Source organism: Kitasatospora sp. NPDC002522, from assembly GCF_053595195.1.
The window spans coordinates 15,092-35,802 of sequence record NZ_JBSFXE010000015.1 but is presented as its reverse complement, the minus strand read 5'-3'; the positions used below and the strand labels follow the sequence as shown (position 1 = coordinate 35,802).

At 73.7% G+C, this 20,711-nt stretch carries 18 protein-coding genes; 12 read left to right on the top strand and 6 right to left on the bottom strand.

Going from position 1 to position 20,711, the window contains the following annotated elements; all coding sequences use genetic code 11:
- Positions 1-268: 268 nt before the first annotated feature.
- Positions 269-2,137, top strand: coding sequence for an RICIN domain-containing protein (locus ACWD4U_RS15240; RefSeq protein WP_363459032.1), 1,869 nt, complete (start codon positions 269-271; stop codon positions 2,135-2,137).
- Positions 2,138-2,298: 161 nt separating this feature from the next.
- On the opposite strand, the gene ACWD4U_RS15235 is transcribed toward ACWD4U_RS15240, so the two are convergent.
- Positions 2,299-2,976: a uracil-DNA glycosylase gene (locus tag ACWD4U_RS15235; RefSeq protein WP_363459031.1), complete on the bottom strand. Its 678-nt coding sequence runs from the start codon at positions 2,974-2,976 to the stop codon at positions 2,299-2,301.
- A gap of 35 nt (positions 2,977-3,011) precedes the next feature.
- Positions 3,012-4,097 carry an amidohydrolase family protein gene (locus tag ACWD4U_RS15230; protein ID WP_363459029.1) on the bottom strand — a complete coding sequence of 362 codons (1,086 nt, stop codon included), beginning with the start codon at positions 4,095-4,097 and terminating at the stop codon, positions 3,012-3,014.
- Positions 4,098-4,209: 112 nt separating this feature from the next.
- On the opposite strand from ACWD4U_RS15230, the gene ACWD4U_RS15225 reads away from it, so the two are divergent.
- Positions 4,210-5,292 (top strand): aminotransferase class V-fold PLP-dependent enzyme, encoded by a 1,083-nt coding sequence (locus tag ACWD4U_RS15225; RefSeq protein WP_363459027.1) that lies wholly within the window; start codon positions 4,210-4,212, stop codon positions 5,290-5,292.
- 125 nt (positions 5,293-5,417) lie between these two features.
- Positions 5,418-6,995, top strand: a complete 1,578-nt coding sequence (tmpA, locus tag ACWD4U_RS15220; RefSeq protein ID WP_363459025.1) for a 2-trimethylaminoethylphosphonate dioxygenase — start codon at positions 5,418-5,420, stop codon at positions 6,993-6,995.
- On the opposite strand, the gene ACWD4U_RS15215 is transcribed toward tmpA, so the two are convergent.
- Positions 6,992-7,258 carry an ATP-binding protein gene (locus ACWD4U_RS15215; RefSeq protein WP_363459023.1) on the bottom strand — a complete coding sequence of 89 codons (267 nt, stop codon included), beginning with the start codon at positions 7,256-7,258 and terminating at the stop codon, positions 6,992-6,994. The genes tmpA and ACWD4U_RS15215 overlap by 4 nt on opposite strands.
- Between ACWD4U_RS15215 and ACWD4U_RS15210 the strand changes: the two genes are divergently transcribed.
- Positions 7,251-7,454, top strand: coding sequence for a hypothetical protein (locus ACWD4U_RS15210; protein WP_363459021.1), 204 nt, complete (start codon positions 7,251-7,253; stop codon positions 7,452-7,454). The two genes, ACWD4U_RS15215 and ACWD4U_RS15210, sit on opposite strands and share 8 nt — an antisense overlap.
- On the opposite strand, the gene ACWD4U_RS15205 is transcribed toward ACWD4U_RS15210, so the two are convergent.
- Both ACWD4U_RS15205 and ACWD4U_RS15200 read right to left on the bottom strand, forming a co-directional pair.
- Positions 7,451-7,885 (bottom strand): RidA family protein, encoded by a 435-nt coding sequence (locus tag ACWD4U_RS15205; protein ID WP_363459019.1) that lies wholly within the window; start codon positions 7,883-7,885, stop codon positions 7,451-7,453. The two genes, ACWD4U_RS15210 and ACWD4U_RS15205, sit on opposite strands and share 4 nt — an antisense overlap.
- A 42-nt stretch (positions 7,886-7,927) precedes the next feature.
- Positions 7,928-8,695, bottom strand: a complete 768-nt coding sequence (locus ACWD4U_RS15200; RefSeq protein WP_363459018.1) for a GntR family transcriptional regulator — start codon at positions 8,693-8,695, stop codon at positions 7,928-7,930.
- Positions 8,696-9,008: 313 nt separating this feature from the next.
- Between ACWD4U_RS15200 and ACWD4U_RS15195 the strand changes: the two genes are divergently transcribed.
- From ACWD4U_RS15195 to ACWD4U_RS15160, 8 genes are all read left to right on the top strand, one after another.
- Positions 9,009-10,175: an ABC transporter substrate-binding protein gene (locus ACWD4U_RS15195; protein ID WP_363459016.1), complete on the top strand. Its 1,167-nt coding sequence runs from the start codon at positions 9,009-9,011 to the stop codon at positions 10,173-10,175.
- 8 nt (positions 10,176-10,183) lie between these two features.
- Complete coding sequence (locus tag ACWD4U_RS15190) at positions 10,184-11,137, top strand: ABC transporter permease (RefSeq protein ID WP_363459015.1); 954 nt, start codon at positions 10,184-10,186, stop codon at positions 11,135-11,137.
- On the top strand, positions 11,125-11,949 hold the full coding sequence (locus ACWD4U_RS15185; protein WP_363459013.1) for an ABC transporter permease: 825 nt from the start codon (positions 11,125-11,127) through the stop codon (positions 11,947-11,949). Before ACWD4U_RS15190 ends, ACWD4U_RS15185 begins: the two co-directional genes overlap by 13 nt.
- Positions 11,950-11,971: 22 nt before the next feature.
- On the top strand, positions 11,972-13,060 hold the full coding sequence (locus ACWD4U_RS15180; RefSeq protein WP_363459011.1) for an ABC transporter ATP-binding protein: 1,089 nt from the start codon (positions 11,972-11,974) through the stop codon (positions 13,058-13,060).
- A gap of 169 nt (positions 13,061-13,229) precedes the next feature.
- Positions 13,230-13,904, top strand: coding sequence for an HAD family hydrolase (locus tag ACWD4U_RS15175; RefSeq protein ID WP_363459009.1), 675 nt, complete (start codon positions 13,230-13,232; stop codon positions 13,902-13,904).
- A complete protein-coding gene (locus ACWD4U_RS15170; protein WP_363459007.1) occupies positions 13,904-14,224 on the top strand; it encodes a DMT family transporter in 321 nt (106 codons plus the stop codon). Before ACWD4U_RS15175 ends, ACWD4U_RS15170 begins: the two co-directional genes overlap by 1 nt.
- 61 nt (positions 14,225-14,285) lie before the next feature.
- Positions 14,286-14,798: a DUF6584 family protein gene (locus ACWD4U_RS15165; protein ID WP_363459006.1), complete on the top strand. Its 513-nt coding sequence runs from the start codon at positions 14,286-14,288 to the stop codon at positions 14,796-14,798.
- A gap of 99 nt (positions 14,799-14,897) precedes the next feature.
- A complete protein-coding gene (locus ACWD4U_RS15160; protein ID WP_363459004.1) occupies positions 14,898-15,473 on the top strand; it encodes a DUF6584 family protein in 576 nt (191 codons plus the stop codon).
- 132 nt (positions 15,474-15,605) lie between these two features.
- On the opposite strand, the gene ACWD4U_RS15155 is transcribed toward ACWD4U_RS15160, so the two are convergent.
- Positions 15,606-20,687: a tetratricopeptide repeat protein gene (locus tag ACWD4U_RS15155; RefSeq protein ID WP_363459002.1), complete on the bottom strand. Its 5,082-nt coding sequence runs from the start codon at positions 20,685-20,687 to the stop codon at positions 15,606-15,608.
- Positions 20,688-20,711 lie beyond the last annotated feature (24 nt).

Genomic DNA, 20,711 nt, shown 5'->3' with positions numbered 1-20,711 from the left:
AGCAGTCAGCTGAATTGCAGAACGCTCGGTACTCGGCAGTGCGGCCGCGTCGGACGCGGGAGCCGCCGCGACGGCGCGGCCTGCTCGGCCTGAGCCGACCCGCGCCCACCCCTGAACCACTCCGCCCCACCTCCCGGGGCCGCCCCACCGTGTGATGAGGGCTCCACCCCCACCCCGCCTGCCGTGCCTGAGCGCACGGTTGGAAACCCCCGTTCCGCAGACGGGAGCACCCCATCCCCACCCGAACACGACCCCGATGGAGGGTTTCGTGAAACAGTTACTCCGCGCCGGGCGCGATCGCCTGCTCGCCCTGGCCGCCGCCACGACGCTCACCGCCGCCACTCTGTCGGTCGGCGCGTTCACCACCGCCGCCCCGGCCGCCGCCGCCACCTCCGCGACGGTGACGGTCGACAGCACCCACTGGTTGGCGAACTACTCGTCCACCACCCCCGGCCTGAACACCCAGGTCTACGACGCCAACATGAACCGCTCGGACATCCCCGGCCTCCTCAACAACGCCGGTATCGGGATGATGCGCTACCCGGGCGGCAGCTACGCCGACGTCTACCACTGGCAGACCAACACCGCCGACGGCCACTTCGTCGCCCCGAACACCGACTTCGACACGTTCATGGGCACCCTACGGGCCGCGAACACGCAGCCGATCATCACTGCGGACTACGGGTCGGGCACGCCGCAGGAGGCGGCGGACTGGGTGCGGTACGCCAACGTCACCAAGGGCTACGGCGTCAAGTACTGGGAGATCGGCAACGAGATCCCCGGCAACGGCGAGTACGGCGCGCAGTGGGAGACGGACAAGCACTCCAGCCACAGCGCCACCACCTACGCCACCAACCTCCTGCAGTTCGTCTCGGCGATGAAGGCGGTCGACCCCGGCATCAAGATCGGGGCGGTGCTCACCACCCCCGGGAGCTGGCCGGACGGCATCGTCGGCCCCGGTGACACCCAGGACTGGAACCACACGGTCCTGTCCATCGCCGGTCCGAAGATCGATTTCGTGATCGTGCACGACTACCCGACCAGCACCAGCGAAGCCGACCTGCTCGCCAAGCCGCAGACCAACGCGCCGACCATGGCCAGCACGGTGCGGTCGCTGATCAACCAGTACGCCGGCAGCAACGCGTCGAACGTGAGCATCGCCATCACCGAGACGAACGCCGACAAGTACAAGGACACCGCCCCGAACGGGCTGTTCGCCCCGGACCAGATACTGACCTGGGCGGAGCACGGTGCCTTCACCGTCGACGTCTGGGCCATGCACAACGGCAGCGACTGCTCCCACGTGACCACGGTGGACGGTGCCACCGACTACGACGAAGGGGGTGTGGTGGCCAGCGGCTCATCCTGCGAGCCGCCGCTGGACACCCCGTTCGCGCCCTACTACGGCATCTCGATGATCAGCAAGCTGGCCCAGTCCGGCGACTCGCTGGTCCAGGCCACCAGTTCCACCTCGCTGATCTCCGCGCACGCGGTGCGCCGCGGCAACGGCGACGTGAACGTCATGCTGATCAACAAGGACCCGAACAACAGCACCACGGTGTCTCTCTCCTACACCGGGTTCACGCCGTCCTCGGCCGCCCCGACCGTGTACAGCTACCTGAAGAACAGCACCTCGATCACCTCGTCCACCACTGGCAGCGGCACCACCCAGACGGTCCCCGCGTACTCGGTGGTCGTGGTGCAGATGCATCCGAGCGGCGGCGGTACCGGCGGGTCGTCCGGCGCGCTACACGCCGTGGGCGCGGGCAAGTGCCTGGACATCAACAACGGCAGCACCACCGCCGGGACGCAGGCCCAAATCTGGGACTGCAACGGCGGCACGGCGCAGACCTTGACGCGCACCTCCGCCAAGGAGTTCCGCCTCTACGCCAACACGTCCACCCCGATGTGCCTGGACGACTACGGCAAGGGCACGGCCAACGGCACCGCCGCCGTGATCTGGCAGTGCAACGGCGGCACCAACCAGCAGTGGACCGTCAACTCCAACGGCACGATCACCAATGTGCTGACCGGGCTGTGCCTGGACGTCAACGGGTACGGCACCGCGAACGGCACCAAGGTGCAGCTCTGGGCCTGCGGCTCGAACCAGAGCAACCAGCAGTGGACGTTCGGCTGACACGAGTCCGCCGAACCGCGCAGGGCGGCCCGGCACCTCGCCGGGCCGCGCCTCCCGTCCAAAAGCCGACCGGAGCAGGGCCGGTGCGACGACCCACACCAGGCCGCTCCTGTCCTCGCGTGAGCGGGATCACGAGCAGGCCGTGGCAGTTGCCCGTGCAGTTAAGGCAGTCGCCAGTCCACGGGCTGCGCGCCCTGCCGCACCAGCAGGTCGTTGGCGCGGCTGAACGGGCGGGAGCCGAAGAAGCCGCGGTCCGCGGACATCGGGCTGGGGTGCGCCGACTCCACCGCCGGGACCTGGCCGAGCAGCGGCCGCAGGTTGCGGGCGTCGCGGCCCCACAGGATCGCCACCAGCGGGCCGCCGCGCGCCACCAGGGCGCGGATCGCCTGCTCGGTGACCTCCTCCCAGCCCTTGCCGCGGTGCGCGGCGGGCGAGCCGGGAGCGGTGGTCAGCGCCCGGTTCAGCAGCAGCACGCCCTGTGCCGTCCACGGAGTGAGATCGCCGTTGGACGGCGGCGGGAAGCCCAGGTCGCGGCCGTACTCCTGGTAGATGTTCACCAGGCTGCCAGGGATCGGCCGCACCTGCGGGGCCACCGAGAAGCTCAGGCCCACCGCGTGCCCCGGCGTCGGGTACGGGTCCTGCCCGACGATCAGCACTCGGACGTCGGCGAACGGCTGCTGGAACGCCCGCAGCACCTGCGGCCCCGGCGGCAGGTACGTGCGCCCCGCCGCCAGTTCGCCCCGCAGGAACTCGCCCATCGAGGCGACCCGCCCCGCCACCGGGGCCAACGCCTGGGCCCAGCCGGGTTCAACGATCTCGTGCAACGGTCGCGCAGCCATGCCCGAAGCCTATCGGCCGCACCGACACGCCGAGTTCAGAGCACCCGGCCGTTCAGCACCACGTGCGTCGGCGCGGCCAGCACCCGGACGTCGGCGCGCGGGTCGGCGTCGTAGAGGACCAGGTCGGCGGGGGCGCCCTCGGTCAGGCCGGGGCGGCCGAGCCACGCACGGGCGGACCAGGTGGCGGCGGAGAGCGCCTCGGCGGGCGTGAGGCCGGCCCGGGTGAGCTCCAGCACCTCCTCGGCGACCAGGCCGTGGGCCAGCGAGCCGCCCGCGTCGGTGCCGACGTAGATCGGGATGCCGGCGTCGTGCGCGGCGGCGACGGTGTCGTAGCGGCGCGCGTGCAGGCGGCGCATGTGCGCGGCCCAGTGCGGGAACTTGTCCTCGCCGCCGTCCGCCAGGCCGGGGAAGGTGGCGATGTTGACCAGGGTGGGGACGATCGCCACGCCGCGGGCGACGAACTCGGGGATGAGCTCCTCGGTGAGGCCGGTGGCGTGCTCGACGCAGTCGATGCCGGCGGCGAGCAGGTCGGGCAGCGACTCGGTGGCGAAGCAGTGCGCGGTGACCCGGGCGCCCTCGGCGTGCGCGGCGGCGATCGCCTCGCGCAGCGAGTCCGCGGGCCAGCAGGCGGTGAGGTCGCCGACGCCGCGGTCGATCCAGTCGCCGACCAGCTTCACCCAGCCGTCGCCGCGCCGGGCCTCCGCGGTGACGTACGCGGCGAGGTCGCCGGGCTCGATCTCGTGGGCGTAGTTGCGGATGTAGCGGCGGGTGCGGGCGATGTGCCGGCCGGCCCGGATGATCTTCGGCAGGTCGTCGCGGTCGTCGATCCAGCGGGTGTCGGCGGCGGAGCCGGCGTCCCGGATCAGCAGGGTGCCGGCGTCCCGGTCGGTGAGCGCCTGCTTCTCGCTGGTGGCGCGGTCGACGGCGCCGTGCGCGTCCAGGCCGACGTGGCAGTGGGCGTCCACCAGGCCGGGCAGCGCCCAGCCGGTGAGCGTGCCGGACGGCTCGGCGGCGGGGCGGCGGAAGGTCACCCGCCCGTCCACCACCCAGAGTTCGTCGCGGACGTCCTCGGGCCCGACCAGCACCCGGCCCTTGATGTGCAGCACCCCACCGTCTGTCATGCCCCGCACTTTACCCAGCGCCGCAGCCGGTGCGGCGGGTGAGCTGGGGCAGACTGTTCGACGGCGACCCGCCTCCCGTCGAGGCGACCCTCCCGTCCCGAAAGGCCTGCGCATGCTGCTCGACCTCCCACCGCTCACCGCCGCCGAGTTCGCCGCGATCGAGGACAGGGTGGCGGCGCTGCTGCACACCGGGGCGGACGTGATCGTCACCCAGGGCGAGGCGCTGCTGCCGCTGGAGGCCGCGATCAAGGGCGCCGCGCACCCGGGTTCGACCGCGCTGAACGTCGTCACCGGCCCGTACGGACAGACCTTCGGCGGCTGGCTGCGGGACGCCGGGGCGAAGGTGGTCGACCTGGCGGTGCCGTACGACGAGGCGGTCGGCGCCGAGCAGGTCGCCGAGGCGCTCGCCGCGCACCCGGAGATCGACTTCGTCTCGCTGGTGCACGCGGAGGCCGCCACCGGCAACACCAACCCGGTCGCCGAGATCGCCGCGGTGGTGCGCGAGCACGGCGCGCTGCTGATGGTGGACGCGGTGGCCTCGGTGGCCGCCGAGCCGCTGCTCACCGACGCCTGGGGCATCGACCTGTGCGTGATCGGCGGGCAGAAGGCGATGGGCGGCCCGGCCGGGGTCTCCGCGGTGTCGGTGAGCGAGCGGGCCTGGCGGCGGATCGCCGCCAACCCGGCCGCGCCGCGCCGCTCCTATCTCTCGCTGCTGGACTGGAAGGAGCGCTGGACCGACGCCGGGCGAACCCAACTCCCTCACGCCCCCGCCCAGTTGGAGATGCTGGCGCTGGACGCCTGCCTGACCGCGATCGCCGCCGAGACGCTCGACGCGGTGATCGCCCGGCACCGTGCCGCGGCCGCCGCCACCCGCGCGGGCGCCGCCGCACTGCCCGGCCTCGCCCCGTACGTGCACCGCGCCGAGCACGCCGCCCCGGTCGCCACCACCCTGCGCACCAGCGGCGGCCTGAACGCCGCCGAGCTGGCCGCCGAACTCCGCCGCCACGCCCCGCAGCTGCCCGTCCAGGCCGGCGGCGGCCCGCTGGCCGCCACGATGCTCCGGCTCAACCACTACGGCCCGGCCGCCACCGCCGAGACCGTGCTGACCGCCCTCGAACTCCTCGCCGAGGCCCTCGGCGCCCCCGCGGCCCCCGCGGTGGCGGCGGCCACCGCCGCCTGGGAGCAGGCGGGCTGACCGGACCGCATCCAGGGTTCGACGGCCGGTTCCACGCCGTTCACCTGGCGGGCAACCGCCGTACGCGGACGACGATTTGGCTGAGCCTCCCGCGAAGTTGTCTATACAACTCTGGAGGCTCCGCCATGACCGTGCCCACTCCCTACTGGCTGCGCGACAACTGCCCGTGCACCGACTGCCGCGACCCGCGCAGCGGGCAGAAGCGCTTCCAGATCGGCGACCTGCCGGACGGCCTGCAGGCCACCGAGGCGGTGCAGGAGGAGCAGGGGCTGCGGGTCGTCTGGTCCGACGGCCACCGCTCGTTCTACCCGACCGGGTGGGCCGAGGCGGACCCGGACGGCGACGGGCGCACCGAGCACGCCAAGCGGCTGTGGCAGGCCGCGGACTTCTCCCGCGGCCTGCCCGAGGCGGACTGGCCGGTGTACCTGGCCGAGCCCGAGGAGAAGATCGCGGTGCTGGCCGCGGTGCGCCGCTCCGGCTTCGCGGTCCTGCGCGGCGTGCCGGTCGAGGAGGGCCAGGTGCTGGCCGTGGCGCGGACGTTCGGCTTCGTGCGGGAGACCAACTACGGCGAGCTGTTCGACGTCCGGGTCGAGCCCGACCCGGCCAACCTGGCGTTCACCAGCGTCGCGATCGCCCCGCACACCGACAACCCGTACCGCGACCCGGTGCCCACCCTGCAGCTGCTGCACTGCCTCGACAACGACGCCGTCGGCGGCGACTCCGGACTGGTCGACGGCTTCCGCGCCGCCGCCCTGCTGCGCGCGGAGGACCCGGCGGCGTTCGCGCTGCTCGCCCGTACGCCCGTCCCGTTCCGTTACCGCGACCGCGACGCCGACCTGTCCGCCGAGATGCCGATGATCGGCCTCGACCCGCGCGGTGCGATCCGCGAGGTCCGCTTCAACAACCGGTCCATCGACACCCTGCGCGGGCTCTCCGGCGAGGAACTCGACGCCTTCTACGCCGCGTACCGCGGCTTCGCCGCGATCACCCTGCGGCCCGAACTCCAGCTGGAGTTCCGCCTCGGCCCCGGCGACTGCCTGATCTTCGACAACACCCGCCTGCTGCACGCCCGCACCGCCTTCGAGCAGGAGGGCCGCCGCCACCTCCAGGGCTGCTACGCCGACCTCGACTCGCTCGCCTCCACCCTCGCGGTGCTGCGCCGCAACACCGCGGCCCTCGACGAGCTGGAGGCGCTGTTCGAGGGCGAGGGCGCCGGCGAGTACCTCGGCGAGGCCGTCACCATGGCCGAGCACATGCTCCAGGCCGGCGCGCTGGCCCGTGCCGCCGGCGCCCCGCCCGCGCTGGTCGCCGCGGCCCTGCTCCACGACATCGGCCACTTCCACGGCAGCGGGCTGGAGTTGATGGCCGGCACCGACAACCGCCACGGCGAGACCGCCGCCACCTGGCTCTCCCGCTACTTCCCCACCGCCGTCACCGAGCCCGTCCGCCTGCACGTCGAGGCCAAGCGCTACCTCTGCACCGCCGAACCCGACTACTTCGCCAAGCTCTCCCCCGCCTCCGTGCACACCCTCGCCCTCCAGGGCGGCCCGATGTCCGAGCAGGAGGCCGCCGCCTTCGCCGCCCGCCCCCACAGCGCCGAGGCGGTCGCCGTCCGCCGGCTGGACGACGCCGCCAAGGACCCCGCCGCCGTCACCCCCGCCTTCGCCGAATTCCGTTCGCTGCTGCTGGAGTTGATGAGCTAGTCGGACCGGATCCGCAGTTCGAACCAGACCGTGCGACCACCCGTCCGACGCTCGGCCCCCCACCGGTCGGCGAGCCTGCTGACCAGCAGCAGGCCCCGGCCGGCCCCCTCCTCCTCGAACGGGTCGACCGTCTCCAGGGCGGGGAGTTCGCCGTGGTCGTCGGCGACCTCGACGAGCAGGCGGTCGGTCCACATCATCCGCAGGCCGACCGGGCCCTGCGCCACCTCCACGGCATCGGTGGCGAAAGGCACAGTGATGTCCACCGAAGTCCTCCGCGGACTGACGGCCTGTCAGCGCCCGGTCGTCGTGGCACTGGCCGTGCTGCCCGTCGTCATGGTCACCGCGGCGTGCCTGCCCGCCGTCCTGCTGCTCCCCGCCCTCCCCGACGGTGTCCGCCGCCTGTCCACCCTGCTCACCGTGCTGCGCCGCTGGACCGAGGCCGTGCTGACGCACGGTTAGGGCAGCGCCACCGTCAGGTCGATCTCGACCAGTTGTCCGGTGTAGCCGAGGGCTGCGACGCCGAGCAGGGTGCTGGCGGTGCGGAAGGCGGGGGCGAGGGGGGAGGCGTTGAGCCGGTCCCAGGCGGCGGCGAGGACGGCGCTGCGGTCGTCGACCACGTAGATCACCGAGCGGACCACCCGCTCCGGACCGGCCGCGACCGCGGCCAGCGCGGTCATCGCGTTGGCCACCACCTGGTCGATCTGGGCGTCCAGGTCTCCGCTCCCGACCAGCGTCCCGGAGCGGTCCAGCGGGCACTGGCCGGCCAGGTGGGCCGTCCGCCCGGCCTGCACCACCGTGATGTGCGCGTACCCCGCCGTCGGGTGCAGGTCGGCCGGGTCGATGCGTGCGATGTCGGTACCTGCGATGTCGGTGCGTCCGATGTCGGTCATCCCGCGATCGTCACCGCCGGCGGCCGGACCGGCATCCGGATTTCAGTCGTTGTCCCGGGCGTGCCGCGAAAGCGCGGAGGAGGCCAGCGAGTTGTGGATGGAGAAGGCCACGGTGCCGGGCAGGTAGCGGTCCTGGGACCACTCGACCGGGGTGCCGGTGGGGTCGGTGGTGCGGCGCTTCTCGCGCAGCAGCGGGCTGCCGCGGCGGCAGCCGAGCAGGCGGGCGTCGTCGGCGTTGGCGGCGACCACGTCGATGGTGTGGTCGGCGTCGGTGAAGAGGATGCCGTGTTCGCGCAGCGGCTCGGTGTGCGAGACCACGTCCGGCGGGAGCTGGGCGACGACCTCGCCGACCCGGGGCGGGTAGACGGTGCGCTCGACCATCACCGGCGTGCCGGAGAGGGTGCGCAGACGGAGCGTCACGTACACCTCGGTGCCCGGCTCCAGGCGCAGTTGCTCGCGCTCGGCGGCGTCGGCGGGCCGGCGGATCAGCGACTCCAGGCGGCCGCCGGGCTCCTCGCCCATGGAGCGGGCCCAGTGGGTGAAGGAGAGCAGTTCGGAGAAGCTCTGCACCCGGGCGCTGCCGAGGACCACCCGGCGGGTGCCGCGACGGGAGGTGACCAACCCGTCGGCGCGCAGCATGGCGAGCGCCTGCCGGACGGTGCCGCGGGAGACGCCGTACTGCTCGGCGAGGGCGCCCTCCGCCGGGAGTCGACCGGAGTCCCCGAACGAGCCGGAGGTGATCGCTTCGCGCAGGTCGGCCGCCACCTTGCGGTAGAGCGAGCCGGCGGCGCGGTCCTGGTCGAGTGCCACGTGCGTCGATTTCCCTTTGCTGGAGCGGAGTTGGAGCAGCGGGTGAAGCGTGTGCAGAACGAGTGCGCAGCGCGATCGCGCGTACACCACTGACTGTAGCCGCTGCGAATCGGACGATCGGACCGGGGCGCGACCGTTCCCGCAGCCGCCCCCTGTACTGAGTCGTCCGTTCACCTTCCCGTCACCGGAATCGGGCGTACTTACCTCTGGCGACGAAAGTTGGCTGGCCAACTTGGCCACGTGAACTCCTCGCCCCCGCAGCGATACACCACTCGTGAACTCTTCTGCTCCACTTCTTCCAGGAGACCCTCTCGTGACCGTGCACCGCCCCCGCGCCGCCGCCATCGCGGCCGTGCTGACCGCCGCCGCGCTCTCCCTCTCCGCCTGCGGCTCCGCCGGCTCGACCAAGTCCGGTGACGCCGCCAAGGGCGGTGCCAAGGACGCCAAGACCGCCACCTCCGCCGCCGACTTCGGTGGGATGGACAAGCTGGTCGAGGCCGCCAAGAAGGAGGGGAAGCTGCACGTCATCACCCTTCCCCGCGACTGGGCCAACTACGGCAAGCTGATGGACTCGTTCAAGGCCAAGTACGGCATCGAGATCGAGGACGAGAACCCGGACGGCTCCTCGCAGGACGAGATCAACGCGATCAAGTCCCGCAAGGGCCAGGACCGCGCCCCCGACGTGGTCGACCTGGGCTCGGCGTTCGCGCTGTCCGCCGCGAAGGAGGGCATCCTCGCCCCCTACAAGGTGGTGGCCTTCGACAAGATCGCCGACACCATGAAGGACAAGGACGGCCTGCGGGTCAACGACTACGGCGGCTACGTCTCGATCGGCTGCGACGCCAAGAAGGTCCCCAACTGCCCGAAGACCTTCGCCGACCTGCTGAAGCCCGAGTACAAGGGCCAGGTCGCGCTGAACGGCAACCCGACCAAGTCGGGCTCGGCCTTCGGCGGCGTGTACGCGGCCGCGCTGGCCAACGGCGGTTCGCTGGACAACATCCAGCCCGGCATCGACTTCTTCGCCAAGCTGAAGCAGTCCGGCAACTTCAACCCGGTCGAGTCGACCCCGGCCACCATCGAGAAGGGCGAGACCCCGATCTCGATCGACTGGTCGTACCTGAACGCCGGTTACACCGACGAGCTCAAGGGCAAGGGCATCGACTGGCAGGTCTCCGTCCCGTCGGACGGCTCCTACGCCCAGTTCTACAACCAGGCCGTCAACAAGGACGCCCCGCACCCGGCGGCCGCCCGCCTGTGGCAGGAGTTCCTGTTCTCGGCCGAGGGCCAGAACGGCTTCATCGGCGGCTACGCCACCCCGGCGCTGTTCGACGCCATGAAGAAGGACGGCACCCTGGACACCGCCGCGGCCGCCAAGCTGCCGGTCGTCGAGAAGCCCTTCACCAACTTCCCGACCTCGGACCAGATCGACGCGGCCAAGAAGGTCGTGACCGAGAACTGGGCCAAGGCGATCGCGGGCTGATCACCGACATGACCACGGCTCCCACCCCGGTGCCGACCCCGGCCGCCACTGACCTCAGTGGCGGCCCGGGGGCCCCCGGCACCGCGCTCTCCCCCACGCCGCCCGCCAAGCGCCGCCTGCTGCGCGGCGGTTCCTGGCTGGCCACCGTTCCGCTGCTGGCCTTCTTCGTGATCGGCTTCGGCCTGCCGGCCGTCGCCATCATCACCGGCGCGTTCACCGTCTCCTCCGACGCCGACACCGGCGCGGGCAGCTTCACCACGGCCAACGTCACCGACTCGGTGCAGGGCGCCTACTGGACCGCGCTGCTGTCCAGCCTGAAGCTCTCCGGACTCACCGCGCTGATCGGCACCGTCGTCGGCGTCCCGATCGCCCAGGCGGTGATCACCTCCCGGTTCCGGATGCTGCGCGAGGCCGCGCTGACCGCCTCCGGCGTGCTCGCCAACTTCGGCGGCCTGCCGCTGGCCTTCGCCTTCGTCGCCACCCTCGGCAACGCCGGCGAGCTCACCAAGATGTTCCACCTGACCGACCACGGCTGGTCGCTGTACAGCTTCACCGGCCTGACCGTCGCCTACCTGTACTTCCTGGTGCCGCTGATGGTGCTCACCATCACCCCGGCCCTGGAGGGCCTGCGGGTGCAGTGGCGCGAGGCGGCCCAGAACAACCGGGCCACCACCCTGCAGTACTGGCGCCACGTCGCCCTGCCGATCCTGTTCCCGTCGCTGCTCGGCGGGTTCGTGCTGCTGTTCGGCAGCGCCTTCGCCGCGTACGCCACCGCCGCCGCGATGGTCGGTGCGACCGTCCCGCTGATCAGCCGTCAGATCGCCGACGCGCTCTCCGGCAACGTGCTGGTCGGCCAGGGCAACCTGGCGCTGGCGCTCAGCCTGGACATGATCATCGTCGCCGTCCTGGTGATGGCCGTCTACCTGCCCCTCCAGCGCCGGAGTGCCCGATGGCTCAGCTGATCTCCCGTCTGCGGGTCTGGCGCGGAGCGGTGCTGCTGCTGGCCGGCCTGTACTTCCTGATCCCGATGGCCGCGTCGGTCTGGTTCTCCATCGACGACGCCAACGGCATCTCCTTCGACGCGTACACCGGTCTGCTGAGCGCCCCCGGCTTCACCGACGCCCTGGTGCTCACCCTCGAACTGGCCGCCGCCACCGTGGTGGTGCTGCTGCTCCTGCTGGTGCCCGCGATGATCGCGGTCCGGATCGGCGCGCCGAAGCTCCGCCCGGTGCTCGAAGTGGTCTGCACCCTGCCGCTGGTGGTGCCGCCGGTCGCGCTGACCGCCGGCCTGATCGGCGTGCTGCGCTGGGGCCCCGACTACCTGATGGACACGCCGTTCTTCCAGACCTTCGTGTTCATCCAGCAGCCGGAGTTCCCGCTGGTGCTGGTGATCGCGTACGTGCTGATGGCCCTCCCGCTCGCCTACCGCGCGCTGGACGCCGGACTGCGCGCGGTCGACGTCCGCACCCTGGTCGAGGCCGCCCGCAACTGCGGCGCGAGCTGGCCGCGCGCCGTCGTCTCGGTGATCCTGCCCAACCTGCGCGGCGCGCTGCTGAACGCCTCGTTCCTCACCCTGGCCCTGGTCCTCGGCGAGTTCACGGCCGCCTCGATCCTCGGCTACCAGCCCTTCGCCGTGTGGATCTACTCGGTCGGCAACAGCAAGGGCCAGATGTCCGTCGCGGTGTCCGTGCTCAGCCTGCTGATCACCTGGGTGCTGCTGCTCCTGCTGGCCGCCGCCGGCCGCGAGCGCCGCCACAAGACCGCCACCTCCTGAGCCTGACCGGAGACCAACCCCCATGAGCACCGCCACTCTCGCCAAGACCACCGCCGGCGCCACCAGCGCCACCGTCGAGTTCCGCGGACTGCGTCGCACCTTCGGCGCCACCACCGCCCTCGACGGCCTCGACCTGACCGTCAACCCGGGCGAACTGCTCGCGCTGCTCGGCCCGTCCGGCTGCGGCAAGACGACCGCGCTGCGCATCCTGGCCGGCTTCGAGACCCACGACTCCGGCCAGGTCCTGGTCGACGGCGAGGACATCACCCGGATCCCCGCGCACAAGCGCGACGCGGGCATGGTGTTCCAGTCCTACAGCCTCTTCCCGCACCTGACCGCCGCCGACAACGTCGCCTTCGGGCTGCGCATGCGCGGCGTCGGCAAGACCGAACGGCGCCGCCGCGCGCAGGAGTTGCTGGAGCTGGTCGGCCTGCCGCAGCGCGCCGAGCACTACCCGCACCAGATGTCCGGCGGCCAGCAGCAGCGCATCGCGCTGGCCCGCGCGCTGGCCCTGCAGCCGCGCGTCCTGCTGCTCGACGAGCCGCTGTCGGCCCTCGACGCCAAGGTCCGCCTGGCGCTGCGCGAGGAGATCCGCCGCCTCCAGCAGGAGCTCGGCATCACCACCCTGTTCGTCACCCACGACCAGGAGGAGGCCCTCTCGATGGCCGACCGGGTCGCCGTCCTGCGGGCCGGCCGCCTGGAGCAGTGCGCCACCCCGTCGGAGCTGTACTCCCGCCCGGCCACCGCCTTCGTCGCCGAGTTCGTCGGCACGATGAGCCGCATCCCGTGCGTGCGCACCGGCGACGGCCAGGTCGAGGTGCTCGGCCGCCGCCACCCGGTGGACGGCGTCCTGCCCGCCGACGGCGAGCTGCACGTCCTGGTCCGCCCGGAGAACGTCGAGCTGGCCCCGTCGGCCCACGGCCCCGCACAGGTGGTCGCCGCCGCGTTCCTCGGCGCCGTCACCCGCCTCACGGTGCGCCTCGCCGACGGCACCGAGATCAAGTCCGACCTCCCCACCGAGGCCGCCGCGGCGCTCCCCATCGGGACCCGCGCCGCCCTCGCCCTCCCGGCCCGCCCGGTCCTCGTCGACCGCGTCCCGGCCGGCGCCTGACGAACGCTCGGACGGGACGTCGGGTCACCGTGCCCCGACGCCCCGTCAGGCTCCTGGCCGACGACCGGTGCTGACGACCGGTCGGTCGGCCGACCGCCCCCGAGTCCGCCGTGCCCGTGCCGCGCCCATGCGTCGCGGGCCCTCCTCCCGATCCTCGTAAGGTACCGCCATGCCTGCATCCCACCCCGCCGCCGTCCTCTTTGACATGGACGGAACCCTGGTCGACACCGAACACCTGTGGTGGCAGGCCGCGGCCGAACTGGCCGCCGAGCTCGACTTCGCCCTCACCGACGCGGACCTCCCCGAGGTCCTCGGCCGCGCCGTCGAGCACACCGCCGCCCACCTGCACCGCGCCAGCAACACCGACCGGCCCGAGGCCGAGCTGATCGCCAGCCTCAACGACTCCTTCGCCGGCAAGGTCGCCGCCGAGATCGTGCCCCGTCCCGGCGCCCTCTCGCTGCTCGCCGAACTCCGCCGCGCCGAGGTGCCCACCGCGCTGGTGTCCGCCTCCCCGCGCCGCGTCGTCGACCTGGTGCTCGGCTCGCTCGGCCCGCAGTGGTTCACCACCACCCTCGCCGCCGAGGACACCCCCCGCACCAAGCCCGAGCCGGACCCGTACCTGGCCGCCGCCGCCCGCCTGGGCCTCGACCCCGCCGACTGCGTCGCCGTCGAGGACACCCCCACCGGTGTCGCCTCCGCCCGCGCCGCCGGCTGCGCCGTGCTGGCCGTGCCCTCCACCGTGCCGATCCCCGCCGCGGTCCGGGTCACCCTGCTGGACAGCCTGGAGCACGCCGACCTGGCCCTGCTCGCCAGCCTCACCGCCGCCGACCGCCCGGAGGCCTGATGCCCTACCTGCTGCTCGCCCTCGCCATCACCAGCGAGGTCTGCGCCACCAGCATGCTCAAGCTCACCGACGGCTTCACCCGCCTCTGGCCCAGCCTCGCCGTCGCCGCCGGCTACGTCCTCTCCTTCTACCTCCTCGGCCGCGCCCTCAAGCACATCCCGGTCTCCGTCGCCTACGCCGTCTGGTCCGGCGCCGGCACCGCCGCGGTCGCCGCCATCGGAGCCACGTTCTTCCACGAGTCCCTCGGCCGCCTCCAGTGGCTCGGCATCGCCCTGGTCATCGTCGGCGTGGTCCTGCTCAACCTCCGCTCCACCCACTGACCGGGCCCGCCTGCCGGAAAGCCGTTTGACCTGCACCGGGGCGAGCCGCCAGCATCCCGGCATGCCGATTCAGTCCACCCTCGCCAAGGCCGAAGCCGATCTGCGCGCCGGTCGGACACCCGTCGCCCGGCAGCGCCTGCGCAGCCTGGTGAACAGCTGTCCGACCGAGCTGGTGGCCCGTCGGCGGCTGGCCGAGGTGTACCGGCTGTACGGCGAACCGTCCCAGGCCGGGCGGTGGAACTACCTGGAGGAGGACGCCGACCCGGCCGAGACCGCCGCGTTCGAGGCCCGCTACCCCGATCCACTGGACCGGATGGCCGCCCTCGCCTGGCGCGGTCACGAACGCCACGCCGCCACCGAGCACGCCCGCGCCCGGCTCGCCGCCCTCCGCGAGACGGCCGGCGACCGGCTCGGCCGACCGGTCCACTGGCACGAGCTCGACGCCGCGCGGCCTTCCGACACCAGCAGCCACGACGACGGGACCGCCGGCTGCGTACTCCTCGTCGTCGCCGCCGTGGTGGTGGCGTTCCTCGCCGTCGTCGGCGCGGTGACCGCCGTCGGCTGGATGCTCTGACCACGCGGGACGTCTCACTGCTCCGGGCGTCGGCCCGGCTGTCGGCCCCGTGGGGAAACCGGGTTGACCTGCGGGTGGGGCGGCGGAGAGCATCCGGGCATGTCGATTCAGTCCACTCTCGCCAGGGCCGGTGCCGAGCTGCGTGCCGGGGAGTCCGGTCAGGCCAGGCGGCGGATCCGCGGGCTGGTGTCCAGCTACCCGGACGACCTGACGGTGCGTCACCGGCTGGCGGAGGCCTACCGGGAGTCGATGCTGCTCGACGAGGCCGGGCGGTGGAACTACCTCGACGAGACGTTCGACCTCGCCGAGCTCGACGGCTTCGAGCGCCGCTACCACACCCCGGCCCGCCGCCTGGCGGCGCTGCGCTGGCCCGACCCGGCGAGCAACCCGCCCGCCACGCCGATCGCACGGCGCCGGCTCGCCGCGCTGTACCGCGAGGCGACCGGCCTGGCACCGACCTGGCCGGACCACCCCGAGGACGCGCAGACGACCAGGTCCCCCGTCCCGCTGCCCACTCGGCCGCGGCCGCCCCGCCCGCTGGCCGCCCGGCCTGTCCCCCTCCGCAAGCACCTCCCGCCGCCGCCCACCGAACCGGTCTCGATGGCCGTGGGCGCCTTCCGCCTGACCCTGCTGCTCGCCGCGTCCGTCCTCCTGATCGCGCTGGTGTACCGCTAGCGCGTGGCGTCCGGATCACGTCGGACAGCGGGCGTCTCCCCCAGCCCCAAGGGGGGCCGTCGGCGACTGACGAGAAGCCGTCGAGGTGCGTGCCCCGGCGGCGACCGCCCGGCGTGATCCGAAAGCCACGCCCTACGCCCGCGCCGGCGGCTCCTCGTGGAGCGCCCGCAGGTATTCCGGGTGCTGTTCGCCGAGGGCGGCGGCCAGTGCCGCGAGTGGCTCGGCCGCCTCCGATCCCGCGGCGAGGGCGGCGAGGTGACGGAGGATCAGCGTGTCGGGGTGGTCCGCACCGATGGTGGCCGGCGCGGCGGCGAGCGCGGGCGCGGCGATCTGGGCCACCTGCTCGGGGTGCCCGGTAGCGAGCGCGACCCGGGCCAGCACGGTGGCCGCCTGGACGGCGGTCGGATGCCCCGGAGTGCCGGCGGCGAGCGCCGCGGCCCGGACGGGTCCGGCGAGTTCGGCCGCCTCCGCGGGCTGCCCGTCGGCGACCAGCGCGGCGGCCAGGCCGACGGTGATGCTCTCACCGTCCGGGTGGCCCGGACCGTGCACGGTGAGCGAGTCCTGGTGGGCCCGCCGCAGGTGCCGGACGGCGTCAGCGGTGCGGCCGGCTCGGCGGTAGCTGGCCCCGAGGTTGCCGCGGGCCCAGATGGTGTTGGGGTTCTGTGGGCCGTAGACGCGTTCGCGCCGCGCCAGCACGTCCTCCTCCATCGCCATGGCCGCATCGAGGAGACCGGCGCGCGACCGCGAGCCCGCCAGGTTGCCGGTCAGCAGCAGGACCCGGGGATCGTCCGGCCCGAGCGCCGCGAGCCGGGCGGCCTGGACCGGTTCCATCAGGGCCGCGGCTTCGGCGAAGCGGCCCGAACGGTGCGTGGCCGCGGCGAGGTCGGCGCGGGCGGTGAGGCTGTCCGGGTGGTCCGGCCCCGCCAGCCGCTCGCGGATGCCGAGCAGTTCCTGCTGGAGCGTGAGCGCCTCGCCGGTCCGGCCGAGCTTCCCGAGGAACACCGCGACGTTGCCGAGAGCCGTCAGCGTGTCCCTCGCTTCCGGTCCCAGCCGGGCGGCCCTCTCCGCCGCGACCTGCCGCATCAGTGTGAGCGCGTCGCCGACGCGTCCCGCTTCGTCGAGCACCAGACCGAGGTCGAGCCGCAGGTCGGACCGGGGCCCCGCGTCCTCGACGTTCGCGTCCGCCCGGGCCACCACGTCCTGCAGTTCGGCCACCGCCTCCGCGTGCCGTCCGTCCTCGCTCAGTTCGCGGGCATGGGCGCTGCGGTCCTGCAGGACGGACAGGTGGTCGGGGCCGAGGACCTCGGCGCCGAGTTCCGCGTTCCTGGCGTGCAGTTCGGCGGCGGTGCGGAAGTGGCCGAGGGCGGACAGGCTGTGCGCGAGGTTGTTGCGGATCAGCCTGGTGTCGGGGTGCGCGGGGCCGAGCGCCGCTTCCCGCACCCGTAGGACACGCTTCTCGGTGGCGATCGCCTCGTCCACCCGATCCGCCTGCCAGAGGTGCACCGCCAGGCCGACGTCGGAGGTGAGCGTGTCGGGGTGTTCCGGGCCGAGCACCTCGCGCCGGACCTCGGCGACCTCGCGGCCGAGCGCGAGTGCCTCGTCGAACTCGCCCGCCCCGTGCAGGGCGGCCGCCAGGTTCGCCTTCGCGGTGAGCGTGTCGGGACGGCGGGGACCGCCCGACTCGGTCCGCCGGTCCACCACGTCCCGGCCGATCTCGATCGCCTCGGCGGTACGGCCGATCCCGCTCAGCGCGACCGCCAGGTTGCCCCGCGCGGTGATCGCGGCGGGCGACAGCGGTCCGCTCACCCGCTCGTGGGTCCGGGCGATCGCCTCGGTCACCGCGAGCGACTGCTCGACCAGACCGGCCGCGTACAGGACCGCGCCGAGGTTGCCCGCGGCCTTCATGCTCTGCGGGTGGGCCTCCCCGTAACGCTCCGACATGCCCGTCAAGGTGGTGTGGGCGAGTTCGACCGCTCGGGCGGGTTCGCCCGCCTCGGCCAGCATGTTGCCGAGGTCGCCGCGGGCGAGCAGGGTGGTCGGGTGGTCGGGGCCGAACGCGGACTCGGCGTCCGCGAGGGACTGTTCCTGGACGGCGACCGCCTCGGATGCCCGGCCGGCGTCCCGCAGGCTCCGGGCCAGCCCGGTGCGCAGCGCCGCGAGCGTGGGATCGCCCGGCGTCGTCCGCTCCACCAGTGACCGGGCCAGGTCGAGCGCCTCCTGGTGCCGGCCCAGGCCGGACAGGGCCGCGCTGAGGTTCGACCACGCGGCCTTCGTGACCGGATGGTCCTCGCCCAGCACCCGGGCCGCGTCGACGGCGACGCCGGTGACCTCGTCCGCCGCCTGCGCGACGCGTCCGCCCAGCTGGAGGGCGAACGCCGCGTTCAGGCGGCTGCGCAGCGTGTCGGGATGGGCGAGACCGAGCGTCTGCGCCTGGACCTCCAGGGCGGCGCGGCCCTCCGCGAGGGCGTCTTGGGTCCGCCCGCCACGGGCCAGGACGCTCGCCAGGGACTGACGCGCCGTCAGGGTGTCGGGATGTGCGGGGCCGAGCAGCTCGGTGCGCAGCCGGACGACCTCGACCAGTTCCTCCGCGGCCTCCCGGTCGCGGCCCGACCTCGACCGGGTCACCGCCAGGTTGTGCCGCACCGTCAAGGTGTCCGGGTGGCCGTCGCCGCGCTGGGCGGCCAGGGCCTCGCGCACCTCCCGCAGGGTCTTCTCCGCCTCGGCCAGCTCACCGGCGAGGTTCCTGGCCAGGGCGAGGTTGGCCTGCGCGGCCAGGGTGTCCGGGTGGATCGGGCCGAGGACGGCGGTGCGCTGTTCCAGGGTGCGCTCCAGCACCGGCAGGGCCTCGGCGTGCCGGCCCGCGGCGGTCAGGGCCGTGGCCAGCACGGTGGCGCTGTGCAGCGCGGTCGGGTGCTCCTCCCCCAGCGCATCGGCGGCAGCCGTCCGCCCGGCCACCGAGGCCTCCAGCGCCTCGGCCAACCGACCGAGCGCGAGCAGTGCCGTGGCGACGACCAACCGCGCGACGTGCACCGCCTCGTGCCGGTCGCCCAGCACGGCTGCCAGGGCGGCTTCCACCGCCGTCCCCTGCTCCAGGGCCGCGGCCGGCTGCCCGCTGCGCAGCGCGGCGATGGCGACGGCGAGCCGCGCTCCCGCGGTCTCCGGATGGTCGGGGCCGTGCAGCTGCGTCCGGCGCTCCAGCAGGTGGGTGGCCGCCTGGTGGGCGGCCCGGGCGTCGCCGGTGCGGAGCAGGCCGGTCATCAACGCCGCTCCCTCCAGCCGCAGTTCGCCGCTCCGGTCGAGGAGGTCGGAGATGCTCGACCGGTCCAGGATCGCCTGCTCGTGCTCGGCCGCCAGCTGCAGCCGCCCGCAGGCGCGTTCGGCGTCGGCGGCGGCCAGCCGGGCCGCGAGGGCCACGCGGTCGTCCGGACCCAGCGCGGTCGCCGTGTCGCGGACCAGCTCGCGGGCCAGCGCCGCGGCCTGCTCGTACCGGCCGGCGGCGAGGTGGGCTTCGACCACGACCAGCCGCGCGGAGAGGTACGGCTCGGAGTCCTGGCCTGCCGTGCGCAGTGCGCGCCCGGCCGCGTCCTCGGCGAGGGCCAGACCGCGGAGGTGGTCTCCGGCGGAGACCAGCGTCTCGGCCCGACCGGAGAGGGCCGCGACGGTCTCGGGCGCGTCCGGTCCGAGCCTGCGCTCGGTGGTCTCGGCGTGCTGTTCCCAGAGGTCCGCCGCGTCACGGAGCAGTCCGGCGGCAGCCGTGCTGCGGGCGTGGCGGGTGAGCAGCCGGGGGCCGTCCGGGGCGTCGTACAGCAGGTCGCCCAGGTGGCGGTGCAGGGCGCGCGTGTTGGCCCGCAGGACCTCCTCCCACCCGGCGTCGGTGTAGTCGAACTCGGGCCACAGGCCGAGCAGGGCGGTGGCCGCGCAGGCGGTCTGTGCGGCGAGCTCCGCGGGCGGCGTGTCGTCGCGGGCGGCCCGCGCGGTGAGCGCGTGCAGTTGGACGGCCCGTGGCTCGGCGCGCCGCTCGTGCGTGATCAGCCCGTACTCGTGCAGCACCCGCAGCGCCGCGTCGCCGATGCCGCGGCGGCCCGACCGGCGCTGTTCCTGCGCACCCTGACGGACCAGCAACTCCCTCACCTCCGACGCCTTCCAGAGGCGTTCGGGGTGCCCGGCCGGGTCGTAGCAGGAGGCGAGCCGCAAGGCCGGGATCGCGGCGCCCTCAGGGTGTTGGCGCTGCGCCGTTTTCAGGGCGAGCAGCAGGGCGGCGGTGACACCGGGTCGGCCGTCCACGTGGCGGGGGGTCAGCGCCTCGTCCAGGGTCGCGGACTGCTCCCGCAGGTCGTCCAGGTACTCGTCGGCGGTCAGTTCGTCGTGCGCCATCATCGCTGCGGCGTAGCCCATGGCCAGCGGCAAGTGCCCGAGCTCCTCGGCGAGTTCGGCCAGCTTGGGGGTGTGCTCGTCCGCCGCCAGGTAGGCGGTCGCCGGACGGGCGCGCAGGCGTCCGCGCAGCAGGGCGAGCGACTCGTCCGGCCCGAAGGTCCCGAGTGGCACCACCGCGCCGAACGCCCCGTCGGCGTCGGCCCCGCGCCGCCGCGTGGTCGCGACGACCTGCCGGTCCCCGGCCGTGCTGTGCGGCAGCCGGTCGGCCAGGGTCTCCGGGTCGGCCAGGTTGTCCAGGACGATCAGCGCGGACGGGCCGGGAGTACGGAACCACTCCAGGAAGAGCGTCTCCTGGCGGTCGAGGTCGCGGTCGTTCGGGTCGACCAGGTTCAGCTTCCGCGCGGCCTCGGCGTAGGCGGTGGTGAGCGAGGGCCCGTCCGTGGCGTCCGCCCACAGCACGAACCGGCTGGCGCCGCTGTCCAGCGCGTGCTGCGCGTGGGCGGCGACCAGCTGTGACTTGCCGACCCCGCCGGGGCCGCTGAGCAGCACGGACCGGTGCTCCGCCAGCGCCTGCGCCAGTTCCTCGGCGGCGGCGGTGCGCGGCTGGGCGGCCGCGTCCGCGGCGGGCGGAAGTCCGACGGTGAGCGGCCAGGAGACAGGCGGGGGCGGCGCGGCGTGGTAGTTGAACGTCTGGATCGACCCGGCGGCGACGCCACCGTCGACGGCGCCCACCGTCACCTCGCCCATCCACAGCGCGGCGACCGCACCGTCCGACGCCGTGACGGTCGCGTCACCGGCGACGACCAGCCCGTCCCGTCGATGCTCCTCGGTGCCCGCCATCCGCCCCCCTCAAAGCGATGTGAC

Excerpts from the sequence above, each read along its gene's own strand:
- ACWD4U_RS15230 (WP_363459029.1), bottom strand. The coding sequence starts at position 4,097 with ATGACAGACGGTGGGGTGCTGCACATCAAGGGCCGGGTGCTGGTCGGG.
- ACWD4U_RS15205 (WP_363459019.1), bottom strand. The coding sequence starts at position 7,885 with ATGACCGACATCGGACGCACCGACATCGCAGGTACCGACATCGCACGC.
- ACWD4U_RS15235 (WP_363459031.1), bottom strand. The coding sequence starts at position 2,976 with ATGGCTGCGCGACCGTTGCACGAGATCGTTGAACCCGGCTGGGCCCAG.
- ACWD4U_RS15160 (WP_363459004.1), top strand. The coding sequence starts at position 14,898 with ATGTCGATTCAGTCCACTCTCGCCAGGGCCGGTGCCGAGCTGCGTGCC.
- tmpA (WP_363459025.1), top strand. The coding sequence starts at position 5,418 with ATGACCGTGCCCACTCCCTACTGGCTGCGCGACAACTGCCCGTGCACC.
- ACWD4U_RS15165 (WP_363459006.1), top strand. The coding sequence starts at position 14,286 with ATGCCGATTCAGTCCACCCTCGCCAAGGCCGAAGCCGATCTGCGCGCC.
- ACWD4U_RS15225 (WP_363459027.1), top strand. The coding sequence starts at position 4,210 with ATGCTGCTCGACCTCCCACCGCTCACCGCCGCCGAGTTCGCCGCGATC.
- ACWD4U_RS15170 (WP_363459007.1), top strand. The coding sequence starts at position 13,904 with ATGCCCTACCTGCTGCTCGCCCTCGCCATCACCAGCGAGGTCTGCGCC.
- ACWD4U_RS15190 (WP_363459015.1), top strand. The coding sequence starts at position 10,184 with ATGACCACGGCTCCCACCCCGGTGCCGACCCCGGCCGCCACTGACCTC.
- ACWD4U_RS15175 (WP_363459009.1), top strand. The coding sequence starts at position 13,230 with ATGCCTGCATCCCACCCCGCCGCCGTCCTCTTTGACATGGACGGAACC.
- ACWD4U_RS15185 (WP_363459013.1), top strand. The coding sequence starts at position 11,125 with ATGGCTCAGCTGATCTCCCGTCTGCGGGTCTGGCGCGGAGCGGTGCTG.
- ACWD4U_RS15155 (WP_363459002.1), bottom strand. The coding sequence starts at position 20,687 with ATGGCGGGCACCGAGGAGCATCGACGGGACGGGCTGGTCGTCGCCGGT.
- ACWD4U_RS15180 (WP_363459011.1), top strand. The coding sequence starts at position 11,972 with ATGAGCACCGCCACTCTCGCCAAGACCACCGCCGGCGCCACCAGCGCC.
- ACWD4U_RS15210 (WP_363459021.1), top strand. The coding sequence starts at position 7,251 with ATGTCCACCGAAGTCCTCCGCGGACTGACGGCCTGTCAGCGCCCGGTC.